At 53.8% G+C, this 14,015-nt stretch carries 13 protein-coding genes, 1 pseudogene and 1 riboswitch; of the genes and pseudogenes, 9 read left to right on the forward strand and 5 right to left on the reverse strand.

All coding sequences use genetic code 11. The features are described 5' to 3' along the window. Positions 1-308 precede the first annotated feature (308 nt). Positions 309-2,522: a bifunctional (p)ppGpp synthetase/guanosine-3',5'-bis(diphosphate) 3'-pyrophosphohydrolase gene (locus tag HMPREF1028_RS10820; protein WP_009312785.1), complete on the forward strand. Its 2,214-nt coding sequence runs from the start codon at positions 309-311 to the stop codon at positions 2,520-2,522. 429 nt (positions 2,523-2,951) lie between these two features. Here the strand turns inward: HMPREF1028_RS10820 and nqrM are convergent, their stop codons facing one another. Next, positions 2,952-3,173 carry a (Na+)-NQR maturation NqrM gene (nqrM, locus tag HMPREF1028_RS10825; protein ID WP_003757168.1) on the reverse strand — a complete coding sequence of 74 codons (222 nt, stop codon included), beginning with the start codon at positions 3,171-3,173 and terminating at the stop codon, positions 2,952-2,954. Between the two features lie 38 nt (positions 3,174-3,211). Further along, positions 3,212-4,261 carry an FAD:protein FMN transferase gene (locus tag HMPREF1028_RS10830; RefSeq protein ID WP_036529673.1) on the reverse strand — a complete coding sequence of 350 codons (1,050 nt, stop codon included), beginning with the start codon at positions 4,259-4,261 and terminating at the stop codon, positions 3,212-3,214. Between the two features lie 92 nt (positions 4,262-4,353). Next, positions 4,354-4,463, forward strand: a riboswitch (SAM-I-IV-variant riboswitch). A gap of 196 nt (positions 4,464-4,659) precedes the next feature. On the opposite strand from HMPREF1028_RS10830, the gene metK reads away from it, so the two are divergent. Next, the gene (gene metK, locus HMPREF1028_RS10835; RefSeq protein ID WP_009312787.1) at positions 4,660-5,829 is read left to right on the forward strand and encodes a methionine adenosyltransferase; all 1,170 of its coding nucleotides are present in this window, start codon (positions 4,660-4,662) and stop codon (positions 5,827-5,829) included. Positions 5,830-5,981: 152 nt separating this feature from the next. On the opposite strand, the pseudogene HMPREF1028_RS14870 reads toward metK, so the two are convergent. After that, a pseudogene (locus tag HMPREF1028_RS14870) lies at positions 5,982-6,089 on the reverse strand (IS5/IS1182 family transposase); the annotation flags it as partial. A 23-nt stretch (positions 6,090-6,112) separates the two neighbouring features. On the opposite strand from HMPREF1028_RS14870, the gene HMPREF1028_RS10840 reads away from it, so the two are divergent. From HMPREF1028_RS10840 to HMPREF1028_RS10865, 6 genes are all read left to right on the forward strand, one after another. Continuing rightward, positions 6,113-7,177, forward strand: a complete 1,065-nt coding sequence (locus HMPREF1028_RS10840; RefSeq protein WP_009312788.1) for a DUF1176 domain-containing protein — start codon at positions 6,113-6,115, stop codon at positions 7,175-7,177. A gap of 199 nt (positions 7,178-7,376) precedes the next feature. Further along, a complete protein-coding gene (locus HMPREF1028_RS10845; protein WP_009312789.1) occupies positions 7,377-7,697 on the forward strand; it encodes an accessory factor UbiK family protein in 321 nt (106 codons plus the stop codon). Between the two features lie 13 nt (positions 7,698-7,710). Next, the gene (locus HMPREF1028_RS10850; RefSeq protein WP_003780235.1) at positions 7,711-9,207 is read left to right on the forward strand and encodes a YifB family Mg chelatase-like AAA ATPase; all 1,497 of its coding nucleotides are present in this window, start codon (positions 7,711-7,713) and stop codon (positions 9,205-9,207) included. A 460-nt stretch (positions 9,208-9,667) separates the two neighbouring features. Continuing rightward, positions 9,668-10,762, forward strand: coding sequence for an SPOR domain-containing protein (locus HMPREF1028_RS10855; protein WP_009312790.1), 1,095 nt, complete (start codon positions 9,668-9,670; stop codon positions 10,760-10,762). Between the two features lie 10 nt (positions 10,763-10,772). Continuing rightward, positions 10,773-11,417 carry a thiol:disulfide interchange protein DsbA/DsbL gene (locus HMPREF1028_RS10860; protein ID WP_009312791.1) on the forward strand — a complete coding sequence of 215 codons (645 nt, stop codon included), beginning with the start codon at positions 10,773-10,775 and terminating at the stop codon, positions 11,415-11,417. A 213-nt stretch (positions 11,418-11,630) separates the two neighbouring features. Continuing rightward, complete coding sequence (locus HMPREF1028_RS10865; RefSeq protein WP_036529645.1) at positions 11,631-12,455, forward strand: undecaprenyl-diphosphate phosphatase; 825 nt, start codon at positions 11,631-11,633, stop codon at positions 12,453-12,455. Between the two features lie 250 nt (positions 12,456-12,705). Here the strand turns inward: HMPREF1028_RS10865 and HMPREF1028_RS10870 are convergent, their stop codons facing one another. Together HMPREF1028_RS10870 and HMPREF1028_RS10875 are read right to left on the reverse strand one after the other, a co-directional pair. Further along, the gene (locus tag HMPREF1028_RS10870) at positions 12,706-13,053 is read right to left on the reverse strand and encodes a hypothetical protein (protein WP_003763387.1); all 348 of its coding nucleotides are present in this window, start codon (positions 13,051-13,053) and stop codon (positions 12,706-12,708) included. Positions 13,054-13,059: 6 nt separating this feature from the next. Next, entirely contained in the window at positions 13,060-13,251 is a 192-nt protein-coding gene (locus tag HMPREF1028_RS10875; RefSeq protein WP_003763364.1) for a zinc-finger domain-containing protein, read from the reverse strand. Positions 13,252-13,414: 163 nt separating this feature from the next. Between HMPREF1028_RS10875 and HMPREF1028_RS10880 the strand changes: the two genes are divergently transcribed. Continuing rightward, a complete protein-coding gene (locus tag HMPREF1028_RS10880) occupies positions 13,415-13,909 on the forward strand; it encodes a DMP19 family protein (protein WP_009312793.1) in 495 nt (164 codons plus the stop codon). The last annotated feature ends 106 nt before the right edge of the window (positions 13,910-14,015 follow it).

Below are 14,015 nucleotides of genomic sequence, written 5' to 3' on the forward strand. Positions count from 1 at the left end.
CTCCTTTTCAAGTTCATCAAACGGACGAACCATATCATTTAAGGTCGTCTGAAACAACCCGCTTACAGACAATATAGTGGATTAACTTTAAATCAGGACAAGGCGACGAAGCCGCAGACAGTACAGATAGTACGGAACCGATTCTCTAAGGTGCTTCAGCACCTTAGAGAATCGTTCTCTTTGAGCTAAGGCGAGGCAACGCTGTACTGGTTTAAAGTTAATCCACTATATCCCGCAAAACAGCCCGCAAATCCCTTTGGCAACCTGTTACAATAAACCTGTTTTTATCGAAACGAAAAGACACCATCATGACCGCCACCAGCCCGATTCAAGACACGCAAAGCGCGACTCCGCAAGAATTGCGCGAATGGTTCGACAGTTACTGTGCCGCGCTGCCGGACAACGATAAAAACCTCATCGGCGCCGCATGGTCGTTGGCAAAAGAACACTATCCCGCCGATGCCGCCACGCCGTATGGCGAACCGCTGCTCGACCATTTGCTCGGCGCGGCGCAGATGGTCAACGAACTCGACCTGCTCTCCGATGCCGTCGCCGCCACCCTGCTTGCCGACATCGGACGCTACGTTCCCGATTGGAACCTCTTGGTTTCCGAACGCTGCAACAGCACCGTCGCCGAGCTGGTCAAAGGTGTGGACGAAGTGCAGAAACTCACCCACTTCGCCCGGGTGGACAGCCTCGCCACTTCCGAAGAACGCGCCCAGCAAGCCGAAACCATGCGTAAAATGCTGCTGGCGATGGTAACTGACATCCGCGTCGTGTTGATCAAACTCGCCATGCGCACCCGCACCATGCAGTTTCTCAGCAATATCCCCGACAGCCCTGAAAAACGCGCCGTCGCCAAAGAAACCCTCGACATCTTCGCCCCGCTCGCCAACCGTCTAGGCGTGTGGCAGCTCAAATGGCAGCTCGAAGACCTCGGCTTCCGCCATCAAGAACCCGAAAAATACCGCGAAATCGCGCTGCTTTTGGACGAAAAACGCACCGAACGCCTCGAATACATCGAAAACTTCCTCAACATCCTGCGCGCGGAGCTTAAAAAATACAACGTTCACTTTGAAGTCGCCGGCCGCCCGAAACACATCTACTCCATTTACAAAAAAATGGTGAAGAAAAAACTCAGCTTCGACGGCCTCTTTGACATCCGCGCCGTGCGGATTCTGGTCGATACCGTTCCCGAGTGTTACACCACGCTGGGTATCGTCCACAGCCTCTGGCAGCCCATCCCCGGCGAGTTCGACGACTACATCGCCAACCCCAAAGGCAACGGCTATAAAAGTTTGCACACCGTCATCGTCGGCCCCGAAGACAAAGGCGTGGAAGTGCAAATCCGCACCTTCGATATGCACCAATTCAACGAATTCGGTGTCGCCGCCCACTGGCGTTACAAAGAGGGCGGCAAGGGCGATTCCGCCTACGAACAAAAAATCGCCTGGTTGCGCCAACTTTTGGACTGGCGCGAAAACATGGCGGAAAGCGGCAAGGAAGACCTCGCCGCCGCCTTCAAAACCGAGCTTTTCAACGACACGATTTACGTCCTGACCCCGCACGGCAAAGTCCTCTCCCTGCCTACGGGCGCGACCCCCATCGACTTCGCCTACGCCCTGCACAGCAGCATCGGCGACCGTTGCCGCGGCGCGAAAGTCGAAGGGCAAATCGTGCCGCTGTCCACCCCGCTCGAAAACGGACAGCGCGTCGAAATCATCACCGCCAAAGAAGGACATCCCTCCGTTAACTGGCTCTACGAAGGCTGGGTTAAATCCAGCAAGGCAATCGGCAAAATCCGCGCCTACATCCGTCAGCAGAATGCCGACACCGTGCGCGAAGAAGGCCGCGTCCAACTCGACAAGCAGCTTGCCAAACTCACGCCCAAGCCCAACCTGCAAGAGCTTGCCGAAAATCTCGGCTACAAAAAACTCGACGACCTTTACACCGCCGTCGGACAAGGAGAAATTTCCAACCGCGCCATCCAGAAAGCCTGCGGCACGCTGAACGAACCGCCGCCCGTACCTGTCAGCGAAACCACCATCGTCAAACAGTCCAAAATCAAAAAAGGCGGCAAAACAGGCGTCCTTATCGACGGCGAAGACGGGCTGATGACTACGCTTGCCAAATGCTGCAAACCCGCGCCGCCTGACGATATTGTCGGCTTCGTTACCCGCGAGCGCGGCATTTCGGTACACCGCAAAACCTGCCCGTCTTTCCAACACCTCGCCGAACAAGCACCCGAAAAAGTGTTGGACGCAAGCTGGGCGGCGTTGCAGGAAGGACAAGTGTTCGCCGTCGATGTCGAAATCCGCGCCCAAGACCGCTCAGGGCTTTTGCGCGACGTATCCGACGCGCTCGCCCGCCACAAACTCAACGTTACCGCCGTGCAAACCCAGTCCCGCGACTTGGAAGCCAGCATGAGGTTCACGCTTGAAGTCAAACAGGTCAACGACCTCCCTCGCGTCCTCGCCAGCCTCGGCGATGTCAAAGGCGTGTTGAGCGTAACGAGGTTGTAAGGAGGAGCAAAAGGTCGTCTGAAAAACGGATTTCAGGTTTTTCAGACGACCTTTTTGTCTGTATCGTAAATCGACATTGTAAGTATAGTGGCTTAACTTTAAACCAGTACGGCGTTGCCTCGCCTTAGCTCAAAGAGAACGATTCTCTAAGGTGCTGAAGCACCAAGTGAATCGGTTCCGTACTATCTGTACTGTCTGCGGCTTCGTCGCCTTGTCCTGATTTAGTTAATCCACTATATCTGTCCTGTCCTTCCTGCTTGTATGGAAATGACGGCAATTTGAGCAGCTTCGATAAATCGTTATCTGCTTCCTCAAAACAGCCAAACTTGCAAATCAAAGGTCGTCTGAAAACTGCAATATGCGGTTTCAGACGACCTTTTGTGTTGCCAAGTTCAAAGCTTTGAAACGCTGAATCTGATTCGGGCAAGGTCAGTGATCGACGGTAATGCCTTTGCTTTCCTGCTGTTTCTGTTCGTCCAGTTTCTTTTGCAGCGTGTCGCACGGGGTGTCGCAGTCGCAGACTTTTTTCATGCCCAGCGAGGAGATGCCGCCGCAACTGCCTTTGATGGTGCGTTTGGAAAAAATATAGCCGACCGCCATGCCGAGGATGACCAGGAGGAAGAGGCCGAAGGTGAGGAGTAGGGTTTTCATGATGGTGTTCCTGTGGGATGGATATGAGTGTGTAGATATTAATGGAGTAGTTTTTTAAACGCGCCGGACATTTCGGTATGGTAGCCGTTTGGGTCGCGGATAATCAGGAAAACGGCGAGGTTTTGCTGTTCGGCGAGTTTGAGGGCTTCGGTTTCGCCGAGTACGAAAAGTCCGGTGGACAGGCCGTCGGCAGTGGTGGCGTTGTCGGCGATGACGCTGATGGAGGCGAGGCGGTGCGACAGCGGGCGGCGGGTTTTGGGGTCGATGATGTGGGACAGCCGCCTGCCTTGCGGGTCAACGTGGAAAATGCGGTAGTCGCCGGAGGTGGCGAGGGAGCGGTTGTCGAGAGGGACGACGATTTGGGTGTTGCCGCCTTGGACGATGTTGGGCTGTTCGATGCCGATACGCCAAGGTTCGCCTTGGGCGTTGCGGCCTTTGCCGTGCAATTCGCCGCCGATTTCGACAAGGTAGTTTTGGATGCCGAGTTTTTCAAGTTCGCCTGCTACTTTGTCCACGCCGAAGCCTTTAGCGATGGAGGAGAGGTCGAGATAGGCTTCGGGTTGGGTTTTGGCGAGGGTGGCTTGTTTGCCGTTTTGCGTGAGGATGATTTTGTCCGTACCGGTTTGGGCGGCGGCTTTGTCGATTTCGGCCTGGGTGGGTTCGCGGGTGATTTCTTTGTTCGGTCCGAAGCCCCAAAGGTTGACGAGCGGGCCGACGGTTACGTCGAGCGCGCCTTGTGTGAGGCGGTTGAGGCGTAAGGCTTCGGCGGTAACGGCAGCGAAATCGGCGGAAACGGGCATGGGTTTGCGGGTTTCGCGCATTTGGTTGAAGCGGCTGATTTCGGAGTCTTCGCGGTAGGTGGACATTTGGCGGTTGACTTCTTCGAGTACACCGTCAATCTGTTTTTTTACGGCTTCGGGTGCGGGCGGGTTGGGAAGGTCGTCTGAAAGGTATTTGACGGTATAGGTCGTGCCCATCGTTTCGCCCTGAAGCACGGTTTGTTCGGATGTTTTTTTGCCGCACGCGCCCAAGGGCAGGGTAAGGGCGAGGGCGGCGGCAAGGGCGGGAATGGCGGAGGGCAGGTGCATGATAGGGTGTTCGGGTGTTTTCAGACGACGTATTGTAACGTAAAACGCAAGGGCGCGCGGCTTGCGGGGGCGGGGCTTTTCTGCTAACATCCGCGCTGCATTAAGAGTTGGGAATTCCATGCCAACCTGCTTTTCAGACGGAAAGGTAAGGTGGACGGCTGCAAAGCCGATGTGGTCCGAGAGGGCAATTCAAATCCCCCCCCCCCGCTTGATGCGGGAATTTTTTTGCCCGTATGTTCTGTACTGGCAGGATTCCGAACCGTTTTATCCAAGTAGGAATATTTATCATTTGGATGGAGCGCAGGTGGAAATTTTGTTATGATTTCCGTTGTGGGATATATGATGAAACAACAGGTCGTCTGAAAGCAGACAGCTTGTTTTTGAAGGAAAATATTGAAATGAGCGAATATCTGTTTACTTCCGAATCGGTTTCCGAAGGCCATCCGGACAAAGTAGCCGACCAAGTGTCCGATGCGATTTTGGATGCGGTTTTGGCGCAAGACCCCAAAGCGCGCGTCGCGGCGGAAACTCTGGTAAACACCGGTTTGTGCGTGTTGGCGGGCGAAATCACCACCACCGCCCATGTGGACTACATCAAAGTCGCACGCGAAACCATCAAACGCATCGGCTACAACTCGTCCGAGCTGGGCTTTGATGCCAACGGTTGCGCGGTCGGCGTGTACTACGACCAGCAATCCCCCGACATCGCCCAAGGCGTGAACGAAGGCGAAGGCATTGACCTGAACCAAGGCGCGGGCGACCAAGGTCTGATGTTCGGCTACGCCTGCGACGAAACCCCGACCCTGATGCCGTTTGCCATCTATTACAGTCACCGCCTGATGCAGCGTCAAAGCGAATTGCGCAAAGACGGCCGCCTGCCCTGGCTGCGTCCCGACGCAAAAGCGCAGCTGACCGTGGTTTATGACAGCGAAACCGGCAAAGTAAAACGCATCGACACCGTCGTCCTGTCCACCCAGCACGATCCTGCCATCAGCCATGAAGAACTGAGCAAAGCCGTGATCGAGCAGATTATCAAGCCCGTTCTGCCGCCCGAAATGCTGACTGCCGAAACCAAATACCTGATCAACCCGACCGGCCGCTTTGTCATCGGCGGCCCGCAAGGCGACTGCGGTCTGACCGGCCGTAAAATCATCGTCGATACCTATGGCGGCGCAGCTCCGCACGGCGGCGGCGCATTCTCCGGCAAAGACCCGTCCAAAGTCGACCGTTCCGCCGCTTACGCCTGCCGATATGTTGCGAAAAACATCGTTGCCGCAGGTTTGGCAACCCAATGTCAGATTCAGGTTTCCTACGCCATCGGCGTTGCCGAACCGACTTCGATTTCCATCGACACTTTCGGCACAGGCAAAATCAGCGAAGACAAACTGATTGCCCTGGTTCGCGAACATTTCGACCTGCGCCCCAAAGGCATCGTCCAAATGCTCGACCTCTTGCGCCCGATTTACAGTAAATCCGCCGCCTACGGCCATTTCGGCCGCGAAGAGCCTGAGTTTACTTGGGAGCGCACCGACAAAGCTGCCGCATTGAAAGCAGCCGCAGGCGTATAAAAAAGCATATAAGGTCGTCTGAAAGGGAGTTTCAGACGACCTTTGCCGTCCCGAGTCAAAAACTTTTTGGCAAACGAAGTATCATAATGTTTTACAAAAAAAGCAGCGCGGCACTGTGTTTCCTTGCTGCGCCGTCTTTTACCCGTCCACCAATATAGTGGATTAACTTTAAACCAGTACGGCGTTACCTCGCCTTGCCGTACTATCTGTACTGTCTGCGGCTTCGTCGCCTTGTCCTGATTTAAATTTAATCCACTATAAAATAAAACTGAAGGAATACATCATGAAAAAATGGCTGCTGGCTGTTTTGCCCGCCACCGCACTGGCCGCTCCGCCCCAAGGCTTTTATCAAAATTACCAAGACTGGGACATCGCTTGCGACAATACCGGCACATGCCGTCTTGCTGGATATCAGGCGGACGAAACAGAAACGCCGGTTTCCATCTTGTTTACCCGAAAAGCGGGGGCGAACGCCGCCGTTGCCGGCGAAGTTTCCCTGCTGCCGTTTAATGACGATGATAGGCAACTCGCCCGTGTGGCAGCCCGCAGCGAATTGATGCTGAACGGCAAATCGCTGGGCAAATTGGCGTTGAACAAAAAAGGCACAGGCAAATTGAGCAGCGCGCAAACCAACGCCTTGCTTGAAGCATTGAAAAAAGAAAGCAAAATCAGCATCCGCGCGGGAAAATATGAATGGCACTTGTCCGACAAAGGCGCGGCGGCGGCAATGTTGAAAGCGGACGAATTCCAAGGTCGTCTGAACACGCCTTCCGCGCTGATTCGCAAAGGCGGCAGCAGTCAGGCAGTCCTCAGCCCGCAGCCCAAACCCGTCATCCGCGCCGTTGCTGTGCCGAAAACAGCAGGCGATATACTGGAACAAGACACACCGCGCCACAGCGCCGTCATGAAGCTGCTGCGCAACAGCAACCGCGTTTCCGAAGGCGACGATAATTACTGTTACGCCCTGCATAATAAAGAGCAAATGAATTGGAACCGCAGCCTGTATGTCCATCCGCTCAACGAACGTCAGGTTTTGATTTCGGCCATCTGTATCGGCGGTGCTTATCAAACCAGCGGCTACTATGCCATTGCCGATAAAGAGCTGACCAAAATCGAACAAGTGCTGCCGCCGATGGTATACGGAGGGCACGGCGGATTCGACGAGAAAACAGCCACCCTCAGCGGTAGCTTCAAAGGCCGCGGCATAGGCGACTGCTGGACAAGCAGTGCGGCGGTGTGGGACGGCAAGAGCTTCGTCCGCAGCGAGGAACACACCACCGGCTCGTGCAAAGGCTTTACCGGCGGTGCGTGGTGGCTGCCGATTTTTGATGCCCGCATCGAGCGTTAAAATACGCCGAATATCGAAACATACGGCAAAAGCCGTTTCAAAAATGCCCGCAAGATTGAGTGATTTTGCGGGCATTTGCTACACGCGGGCGATGTTTGGAAGGGAAAAGGCGCGACAGCAGAATGCCCGTTTTCAGACGACCTTTTTCCTTATACAATACGCTTGGATTTTATATATTCTGATATAAAGGATACGGATTATGTTCGGCAAACAACTCTTTGAAGAAGTCAGCGCAAAAATCAGCGAAACCATCGCCAACAGCCCCGCCAAAGACATGGAGAAAAACGTCAAAGCCATGCTCGGCAGCGCGTTCAACCGTATGGATCTGGTTACGCGCGAAGAATTCGACATCCAGCAGCAGGTTTTGATTAAAACCCGCACCAAACTGGTCGAGCTGGAAGAGCGTCTGGCAAAACTCGAAGCCGCGCAAGAGCCTGAGCAGACCGCATTGGAAGCTGCCGAAGCCGCAGCCGAAGAAGCCGTCGCCGAAATCAAACAGCAAACTGAAGCCGGCGAATAAGGTCGTCTGAAACATGTCGCTTGCCTTGGTTTACAGCCGCGCCTTGAGCGGCATGAATGCGCCGTTGGTCGAAGTGGAAGCCCACCTTGCCAACGGCCTGCCTCATTTCAATATCGTCGGATTGCCCGACACCGAAGTCAAAGAAAGCCGCGACCGTGTGCGCGCCGCCATCATCCAAAGCGGTTTCGACTTCCCCGCCAAAAAAATCACCGTCAACCTCGCCCCCGCCGACCTGCCCAAAGAATCGGGGCGTTTCGACCTGCCGATTGCGCTGGGCATCCTCGCCGCATCCGGACAAATCGCACCTGAAAAGCTCGCGCAATACGAGTTTGCCGGCGAATTGGCGCTTTCCGGCATGTTGCGCCCCGTGCGCGGCGCGTTGGCGATGGCGTGGCAGGGCATGCAGGCTGGGCGTTCTTTCGTCCTGCCGCAGGAAAATGCAGAACAAGCCGCCGTGATGCGCGGCATTACCGTTTACGGCGCGCGTTCGTTAGGTGAAGTCGCCGCCCATTTGAACGGCATCGAACCTTTGGCGCAAACCGCCTGCCAAGTCCCGCAGAGGTCGTCTGAAAACGCCAAACTGCCCGACCTCATTGATGTCAAGGGTCAACATACTGCCCGCCTTGCTTTGGAAATCGCTGCCGCGGGCGGACACAGCCTCTTGATGATGGGCCCGCCGGGAACGGGCAAGTCCATGCTTTCCCAACGGCTGCCCGGCATTCTGCCGCCTTTGACCGAAGACGAATTGGTCGAAGTATGGGCGTTGCGTTCGCTTCTGCCCAATCATCAGCAACAACTCGACAGCCACCGTCCTTTCCGCAGCCCGCACCATAGTGCCAGTTCGGCAGCCATGGTCGGCGGCGGTTCCGATCCGCGTCCGGGCGAGATTTCATTGGCGCATCACGGCGTTTTATTTTTGGACGAGCTGCCCGAGTTTGACCGCAAAGTTTTGGAAGTTTTGCGCGAACCTTTGGAAAACGGCGAAATCCACATTTCCCGTGCGGCGCGCCAAGCCGTCTATCCCGCCAAATTCCAGCTTGTCGCCGCCATGAACCCTTGTCCGTGCGGTTATCTCGGGCATCCCGTCAAACCCTGCCGCTGCACGCCCGAAAGCGTCGCGCGTTACCGCAGTAAAATTTCCGGCCCGCTGCTCGACCGCATCGATTTGACCATCGAAGTCCCCAGCCTGTCCGCCGCCGAACTGATGCAGCAGGAAGCGGGGGAAAGCAGCGCCGTTGTGTTGGCGCGCGTGATCGCCGCCCGCGACAAACAATACGCGCGGCAAGGCAAAGTCAACGCCGCCTTGAGCGTCAGTGAACTCGACACGTCCGCCCGCATCCAAAAAGAAGCGCAGGAAGCTTTGGGCAGCCTGTTGGAAAAACTCTCCCTCTCCGCCCGCAGCTTCCACCGCATCATGCGCGTGGCGCGTACGTTGGCGGATTTGGCGGGCGATGAAGAAGTCGGCAGAAGCCATGTTTTGAAAGCCGTCAGCTTCCGCCGCGCGTTGTAAGGTTTTTCAGACGACCTTGGGTACTGAAAACGGAAGATTCAAAATATAGTGGCTTAACTTTAAACCAGTACGGCGTTGCCTCGCCTTAGCTCAAAGAGAACGATTCTCTAAGGTGCTGAAGCACCAAGTGAATCGGTTCCTCCGTACTATCTGTACTGTCTGCGGCTTCGTCGCCCTGTCCTGATTTAAAGTTAATCCACTATAAAAGTTTAGACGGGTCGGGTATCTTGCTGGTGTGTCCAATGCGGAGTATTCTGTTCGGGCAAAAGAAGCCCATCGTCGGTCAATTGTCAGCGCGTCCTAACATCACGGCGGTTTTCGTAAAAACCATGTAAACAAACGGCGCATTTTTGCCCAATATAAAGGATATTGATAAAATGACTCGTCCCTGCCGATGGCAGCAGCAGATTCCTCTGCCGCCAAAAGGTCGTCTGAACGGCATCATCAATATAGGTATCTCATGAATAAGAACACTCAATACGGCAAAGGCCTTTTCGGCTTTTTCTTCGGCCTCATCCTCGCCACCGGCGTGATCGGGGGCATCCTGTATTTTCTGAATCAAGACACGCCGAACGCCTTCAAAGGTGCGACTGAGCCTCAAAAACAGCAAACCGAGCCTGAAATCCTCAAGCCGCAGGAAAAATCCAAACCTGAATCCAAGCCTGAGGCTGAAGAGCAGCCTGTCGTCGTTCCCGTAGAGAAAGAGCGTCCGGCAGAAGAAGCCAAGCCCGAACAGAAACGCAGCGAAGCCGACGACGATGCGGCAGCCAAAGAAAAAGAACGCGCAGAAAAAGAAGCGAAAGAAAAGGCAGATAAAGCCAAAGCCGAGAAAGAACGCGCGGACAAAGAAAAAGCGGAAAAAGAGCGTGCCGTCCATGAAGCGGAAGACGAAGCCCGCGAAGCAGAAAAAGCCCTGCGTGAAGCTGAAAAAGAAGACAAAGAATCTGCCGAACGCGAGTTGAGACAAAAACTCGCCGAGAAAAAGGCAGAGCTTGCGAAAAAACGTGCAGAAAAAGAAAAAGCCGACAAAGAAGCCGCCGATAAAGCCAAAAAGGCAGCCGAGTTGACGGACAAACAAAAAGCGCGCGCCGAACGCAAACTTGCCGAGAAAAAAGCGGCAGAGAAGAAAGCCGCCGAAGCCAAGAAAACCGAAACGGCCAAAACCAACAAACCGACCCCCGAGCAAATCCTGAACAGCGGCAGCATCGAAAAAGCCCGTCAGGAAGCAAATAAAGGCGCGGCGAAAGAAGTGAAGAAAGCCGAAGCAGAAAAACAAACCGCTAAAGCCGACAACGCCAAAGCCGAAGCCAAAACTGCGGAAGGCGGTAAGAAAGTCATCCTGCAAATGGGTTCGTACGCCGACCGCAACAGCGCCGACGCGCAACGTGCCAAACTCGCCATGCTGGGCATTTCGTCCAAAGTGGTCGAACGCACCAACGGCGACAAAACCGTTTACCGCGTACAAAGCAACAGCATGTCGTCTGAAGCCGCAAAAAACGTTCAGAAAGACTTGCAAAAACACAATATCAACAGCCTGATGCGTTCGGCTCAATAAGGAGGCAGCAATGAAACGGACAACCAAACCGGCAGTCGTCCTCCTCAGCCTTGCGCTTGCCTTTTCCGCAAGCGCGCAGGCTGCGGTCGAAGGTGTGGATTACACGGTTTTGAACAAACCGATTCCACAACGAGACGCATCCAAAATCGAAGTTTTGGAATTTTTCGGCTATTTCTGTATACATTGCCAAAACTTTGATCCCGTCTTACTGTCATACAGCAAAACTTTTCCGAAAGACGTTTACCTGCGTACCGAACACGTCGTCTGGATGCCTGAAATGTTGGGCTTGGCGCGGGTTGCCGCGGCGGTTAACGCTTCGGGTTTGAAGTATCAGGCAAACCCCGCTATTTTCAAAGCCGTACACGAACAGAAAATCAATTTGGCGGATACCGCCACTTTCAAAAGCTGGGCGGCGGCACAAAAAAGCTTTGACAGCAAAAAACTGATTGCCGCATACGACGCACCCGCCAGCCTTGCAGCCGCTAAAAAAATGCAAAGCCTGACCGAGACTTACCGTATCGAAGGCACGCCGGACGTCATCGTCGGAGGCAAGTATCGGGTCATATTCAGCAGCGATTGGGCGAATGGGCAGAAAATCATAGGCGAGCTGATTAACAAAGTCCGCCAAGAGCGTTCCGGCAAAGCCGCGCGCTGACGGAATTTAGCCAGACAGTTTCGGAATGACCGCAAAAGATAAGGCGGTTTCCGAACTGTCTGTTTGTTTTGGGCGGCGTAAAATCCATAAAAATGATACTGCTGAGGGATGGGGTAAACACCGCCATACCGCAGCAGTTTTCCGATTCTGATACCGCTTCATCCTGAAATCCAGACGGGCAAACGTCGTCTGAAAACCAAAAAAGAAAGCAATATGGACATTTTTACTCTATTAAAGGCCCTGCTTATGGGCATTGTGGAAGGCTTGACGGAATTTCTGCCGATTTCAAGTACCGGCCACTTGATTGTATTGGGCGACTTGCTCAATTTCCACAGCAACGGCAAAGTATTTGAAATCGCCATCCAACTGGGCGCGGTGCTTGCCGTGATTTTTGAATACCGTCAACGTTTTACCTCCGTTTTGTCCGGATTGGGCAAAGACCGTGCCGCCAACCGCTTTGTGCTGAACCTTGCCATCGCGTTCGTGCCTGCCGCTTTGATGGGATTTCTGTTTAGAAAACAAATTAAATTATATCTATTTAACCCAAAAACCGTGGCTATCATGCTGGTGTTGGGCGGGCTCTTTATTCTGTGGGTCGAAAGACGCCAAAGCAAAGTCAAACCTAAAGTCAAAAGCGTGGATGAAATGCGTCCGATTGACGCGCTTGTGGTCGGCTGCGCCCAAGTGTGCGCGCTGGTGCCAGGGACTTCGCGTTCGGGCAGTACGATTATGGGCGGTATGCTGTGGGGCATTGAGCGAAAAGCCGCGACCGAATTTTCTTTCTTCCTTGCCGTGCCGATGATGATTGCCGCCACCGGCTATGACGTATTTAAACACTATGAACTCTTCACGTTGCAGGATATCGGGCTGATTGCCGTCGGTTTCATCGCCGCCTTCTTGGCAGGTTTCCTGGCGATTAAATCGCTGTTGAAATTCGTGTCCAGCAAAAACTACGTTCCGTTTGCCTATTACCGCATCGTCTTCGGCGGATTGATTCTGCTGACTTCGCATATGGGCTGGGTCAAATGGACTGCATGATGTTGAAGTAGGAATAACCTGCCCATGATAAAAGGTCGTCTGAAACCTCGAAAACAAGGTTTCAGACGACCTTTGTTTTATCCGAACACACCATATCGCAATAGGTTCAAGCAGCGCCGTAGGGGGTTTGTCTTGTCAAATCCAGATGCAGGAATGAAAGTTCCGGATTGTCGGTTTAACGCAGGGGTCGTCTGAAAAACCATCGTTTAAGGTTTTTCAGACGACCTTTTGATAAGAACTTCAGACAGGATTATTCGATGATTTCGGTGAAAACAACGGTTTTGCCGCCGCGGGTAAGCGTGGCGAAGCCGTCCTGAAGCTGCCATATTGTGCTTGCGTTGCGGTATTCCGTGGTTTTGGTCATCGAATGGGTTTGCGTTAGTTTTTCGACCGTACTCCCCTGACGCAGTTCGACCGTCATCGGGCTGTTGCTGTTGACGTAGATGGCGGAGATGCGGCTGCCGTCGGCGGCTTGGTAGCGGATGGCGTTGTTTTGCGCTTCGGCGACGACGGCGAGAGGGGCATCGGGGCGGACGGCTTTATACGAACCGCAGGCGGTACACAGTCCGAGCAACAGCAGGAGGGCGTATCTCTTCATAGCGTCTCAATAATGGTGGTGGGGAATGTGGCCTTCGAGATGGTAACGCGTTCCGCAGTAGGGGCATTCGATGTCGCTGTCGGACTGAATCGGGAGGAAGACGCGCGGATGACCGTTCCAAGTTTCGTGGTTGGGACCGGAGCAGTGCAGCGGCAGGTCTTTGGGGTAGATAATGACGGTTTCAGTGTTTGCGTTCATGATTTTTCCTTGGTAAGTCCAGTCTTATTGTACGATATATCGCCTGCTTGTGCAGCGTAAAAGGTCGTCTGAAAATAGGTTTTGGTTTGATAATGCTTTGGTTATAATGCGGTTTTTATGATGAATCGGCTTTAAATCACTTTATTTTCAGGCAGGCTTTAACATGACGACACTTTTTCGGCAGGATGATTTGAACCCTCAAGACGCCGCAGAATTTCTCTACACATTGAGCGCGGCGTATTTGGATTATACGGATGCCGCAGGCGATGAGGAAATGCGGTGTTTGAACGACGAGCAGCACACGCTGACGGCTTACTGCTATTTGGACAGCCAAGTTCAGGAGGGCGGTTTTGTGCAACTGATTGCGGCGGGTTACGGCGAATATGTGTTCCATAACCCCGTTGCCGACAGCCTGCGCCGCTGGCGGATTAAACCGACGCCTAAGATTTTGGATAAGGCGAAGGCTTTATACGAGCGGGACGGCGCGAAAATCGAGGAGATGGCGGACAGCGGGGCATCTTTGGACGCGATTCGTGCCGAGTTTCCCGATTTTGAGGAATTGGACGGCGAATATTACGAAATCGCGGATGACGATATGGCGGCGGCTGTGGCGTATGTGTTGGCAAATTGGGAGAAGTTTGCAGAGATTGCGGATTGAGTGAATGTTAAGCAATATTGAACGGATTTCCCTGTTTGGGCGGTCGATAGCAAAAGGTCGTCTGAAAACCTGATTCGGTTTTCAGACGACCTTTTTTCAGACGGGC

It is taken from the genome of Neisseria sp. GT4A_CT1 (genome assembly GCF_000227275.1).
Taxonomy (GTDB): Bacteria; Pseudomonadota; Gammaproteobacteria; order Burkholderiales; family Neisseriaceae; genus Neisseria.

What these genes read in the sequence shown, in the direction of transcription:
- HMPREF1028_RS10820 (WP_009312785.1), top strand. Translation starts at nt 309, where the DNA reads ATGACCGCCACCAGCCCGATTCAAGACACGCAAAGCGCGACTCCGCAA.
- nqrM (WP_003757168.1), bottom strand. Translation starts at nt 3,173, where the DNA reads ATGAAAACCCTACTCCTCACCTTCGGCCTCTTCCTCCTGGTCATCCTC.
- HMPREF1028_RS10830 (WP_036529673.1), bottom strand. Translation starts at nt 4,261, where the DNA reads ATGCACCTGCCCTCCGCCATTCCCGCCCTTGCCGCCGCCCTCGCCCTT.
- metK (WP_009312787.1), top strand. Translation starts at nt 4,660, where the DNA reads ATGAGCGAATATCTGTTTACTTCCGAATCGGTTTCCGAAGGCCATCCG.
- HMPREF1028_RS10840 (WP_009312788.1), top strand. Translation starts at nt 6,113, where the DNA reads ATGAAAAAATGGCTGCTGGCTGTTTTGCCCGCCACCGCACTGGCCGCT.
- HMPREF1028_RS10845 (WP_009312789.1), top strand. Translation starts at nt 7,377, where the DNA reads ATGTTCGGCAAACAACTCTTTGAAGAAGTCAGCGCAAAAATCAGCGAA.
- HMPREF1028_RS10850 (WP_003780235.1), top strand. Translation starts at nt 7,711, where the DNA reads ATGTCGCTTGCCTTGGTTTACAGCCGCGCCTTGAGCGGCATGAATGCG.
- HMPREF1028_RS10855 (WP_009312790.1), top strand. Translation starts at nt 9,668, where the DNA reads ATGAATAAGAACACTCAATACGGCAAAGGCCTTTTCGGCTTTTTCTTC.
- HMPREF1028_RS10860 (WP_009312791.1), top strand. Translation starts at nt 10,773, where the DNA reads ATGAAACGGACAACCAAACCGGCAGTCGTCCTCCTCAGCCTTGCGCTT.
- HMPREF1028_RS10865 (WP_036529645.1), top strand. Translation starts at nt 11,631, where the DNA reads ATGGACATTTTTACTCTATTAAAGGCCCTGCTTATGGGCATTGTGGAA.
- HMPREF1028_RS10870 (WP_003763387.1), bottom strand. Translation starts at nt 13,053, where the DNA reads ATGAAGAGATACGCCCTCCTGCTGTTGCTCGGACTGTGTACCGCCTGC.
- HMPREF1028_RS10875 (WP_003763364.1), bottom strand. Translation starts at nt 13,251, where the DNA reads ATGAACGCAAACACTGAAACCGTCATTATCTACCCCAAAGACCTGCCG.
- HMPREF1028_RS10880 (WP_009312793.1), top strand. Translation starts at nt 13,415, where the DNA reads ATGACGACACTTTTTCGGCAGGATGATTTGAACCCTCAAGACGCCGCA.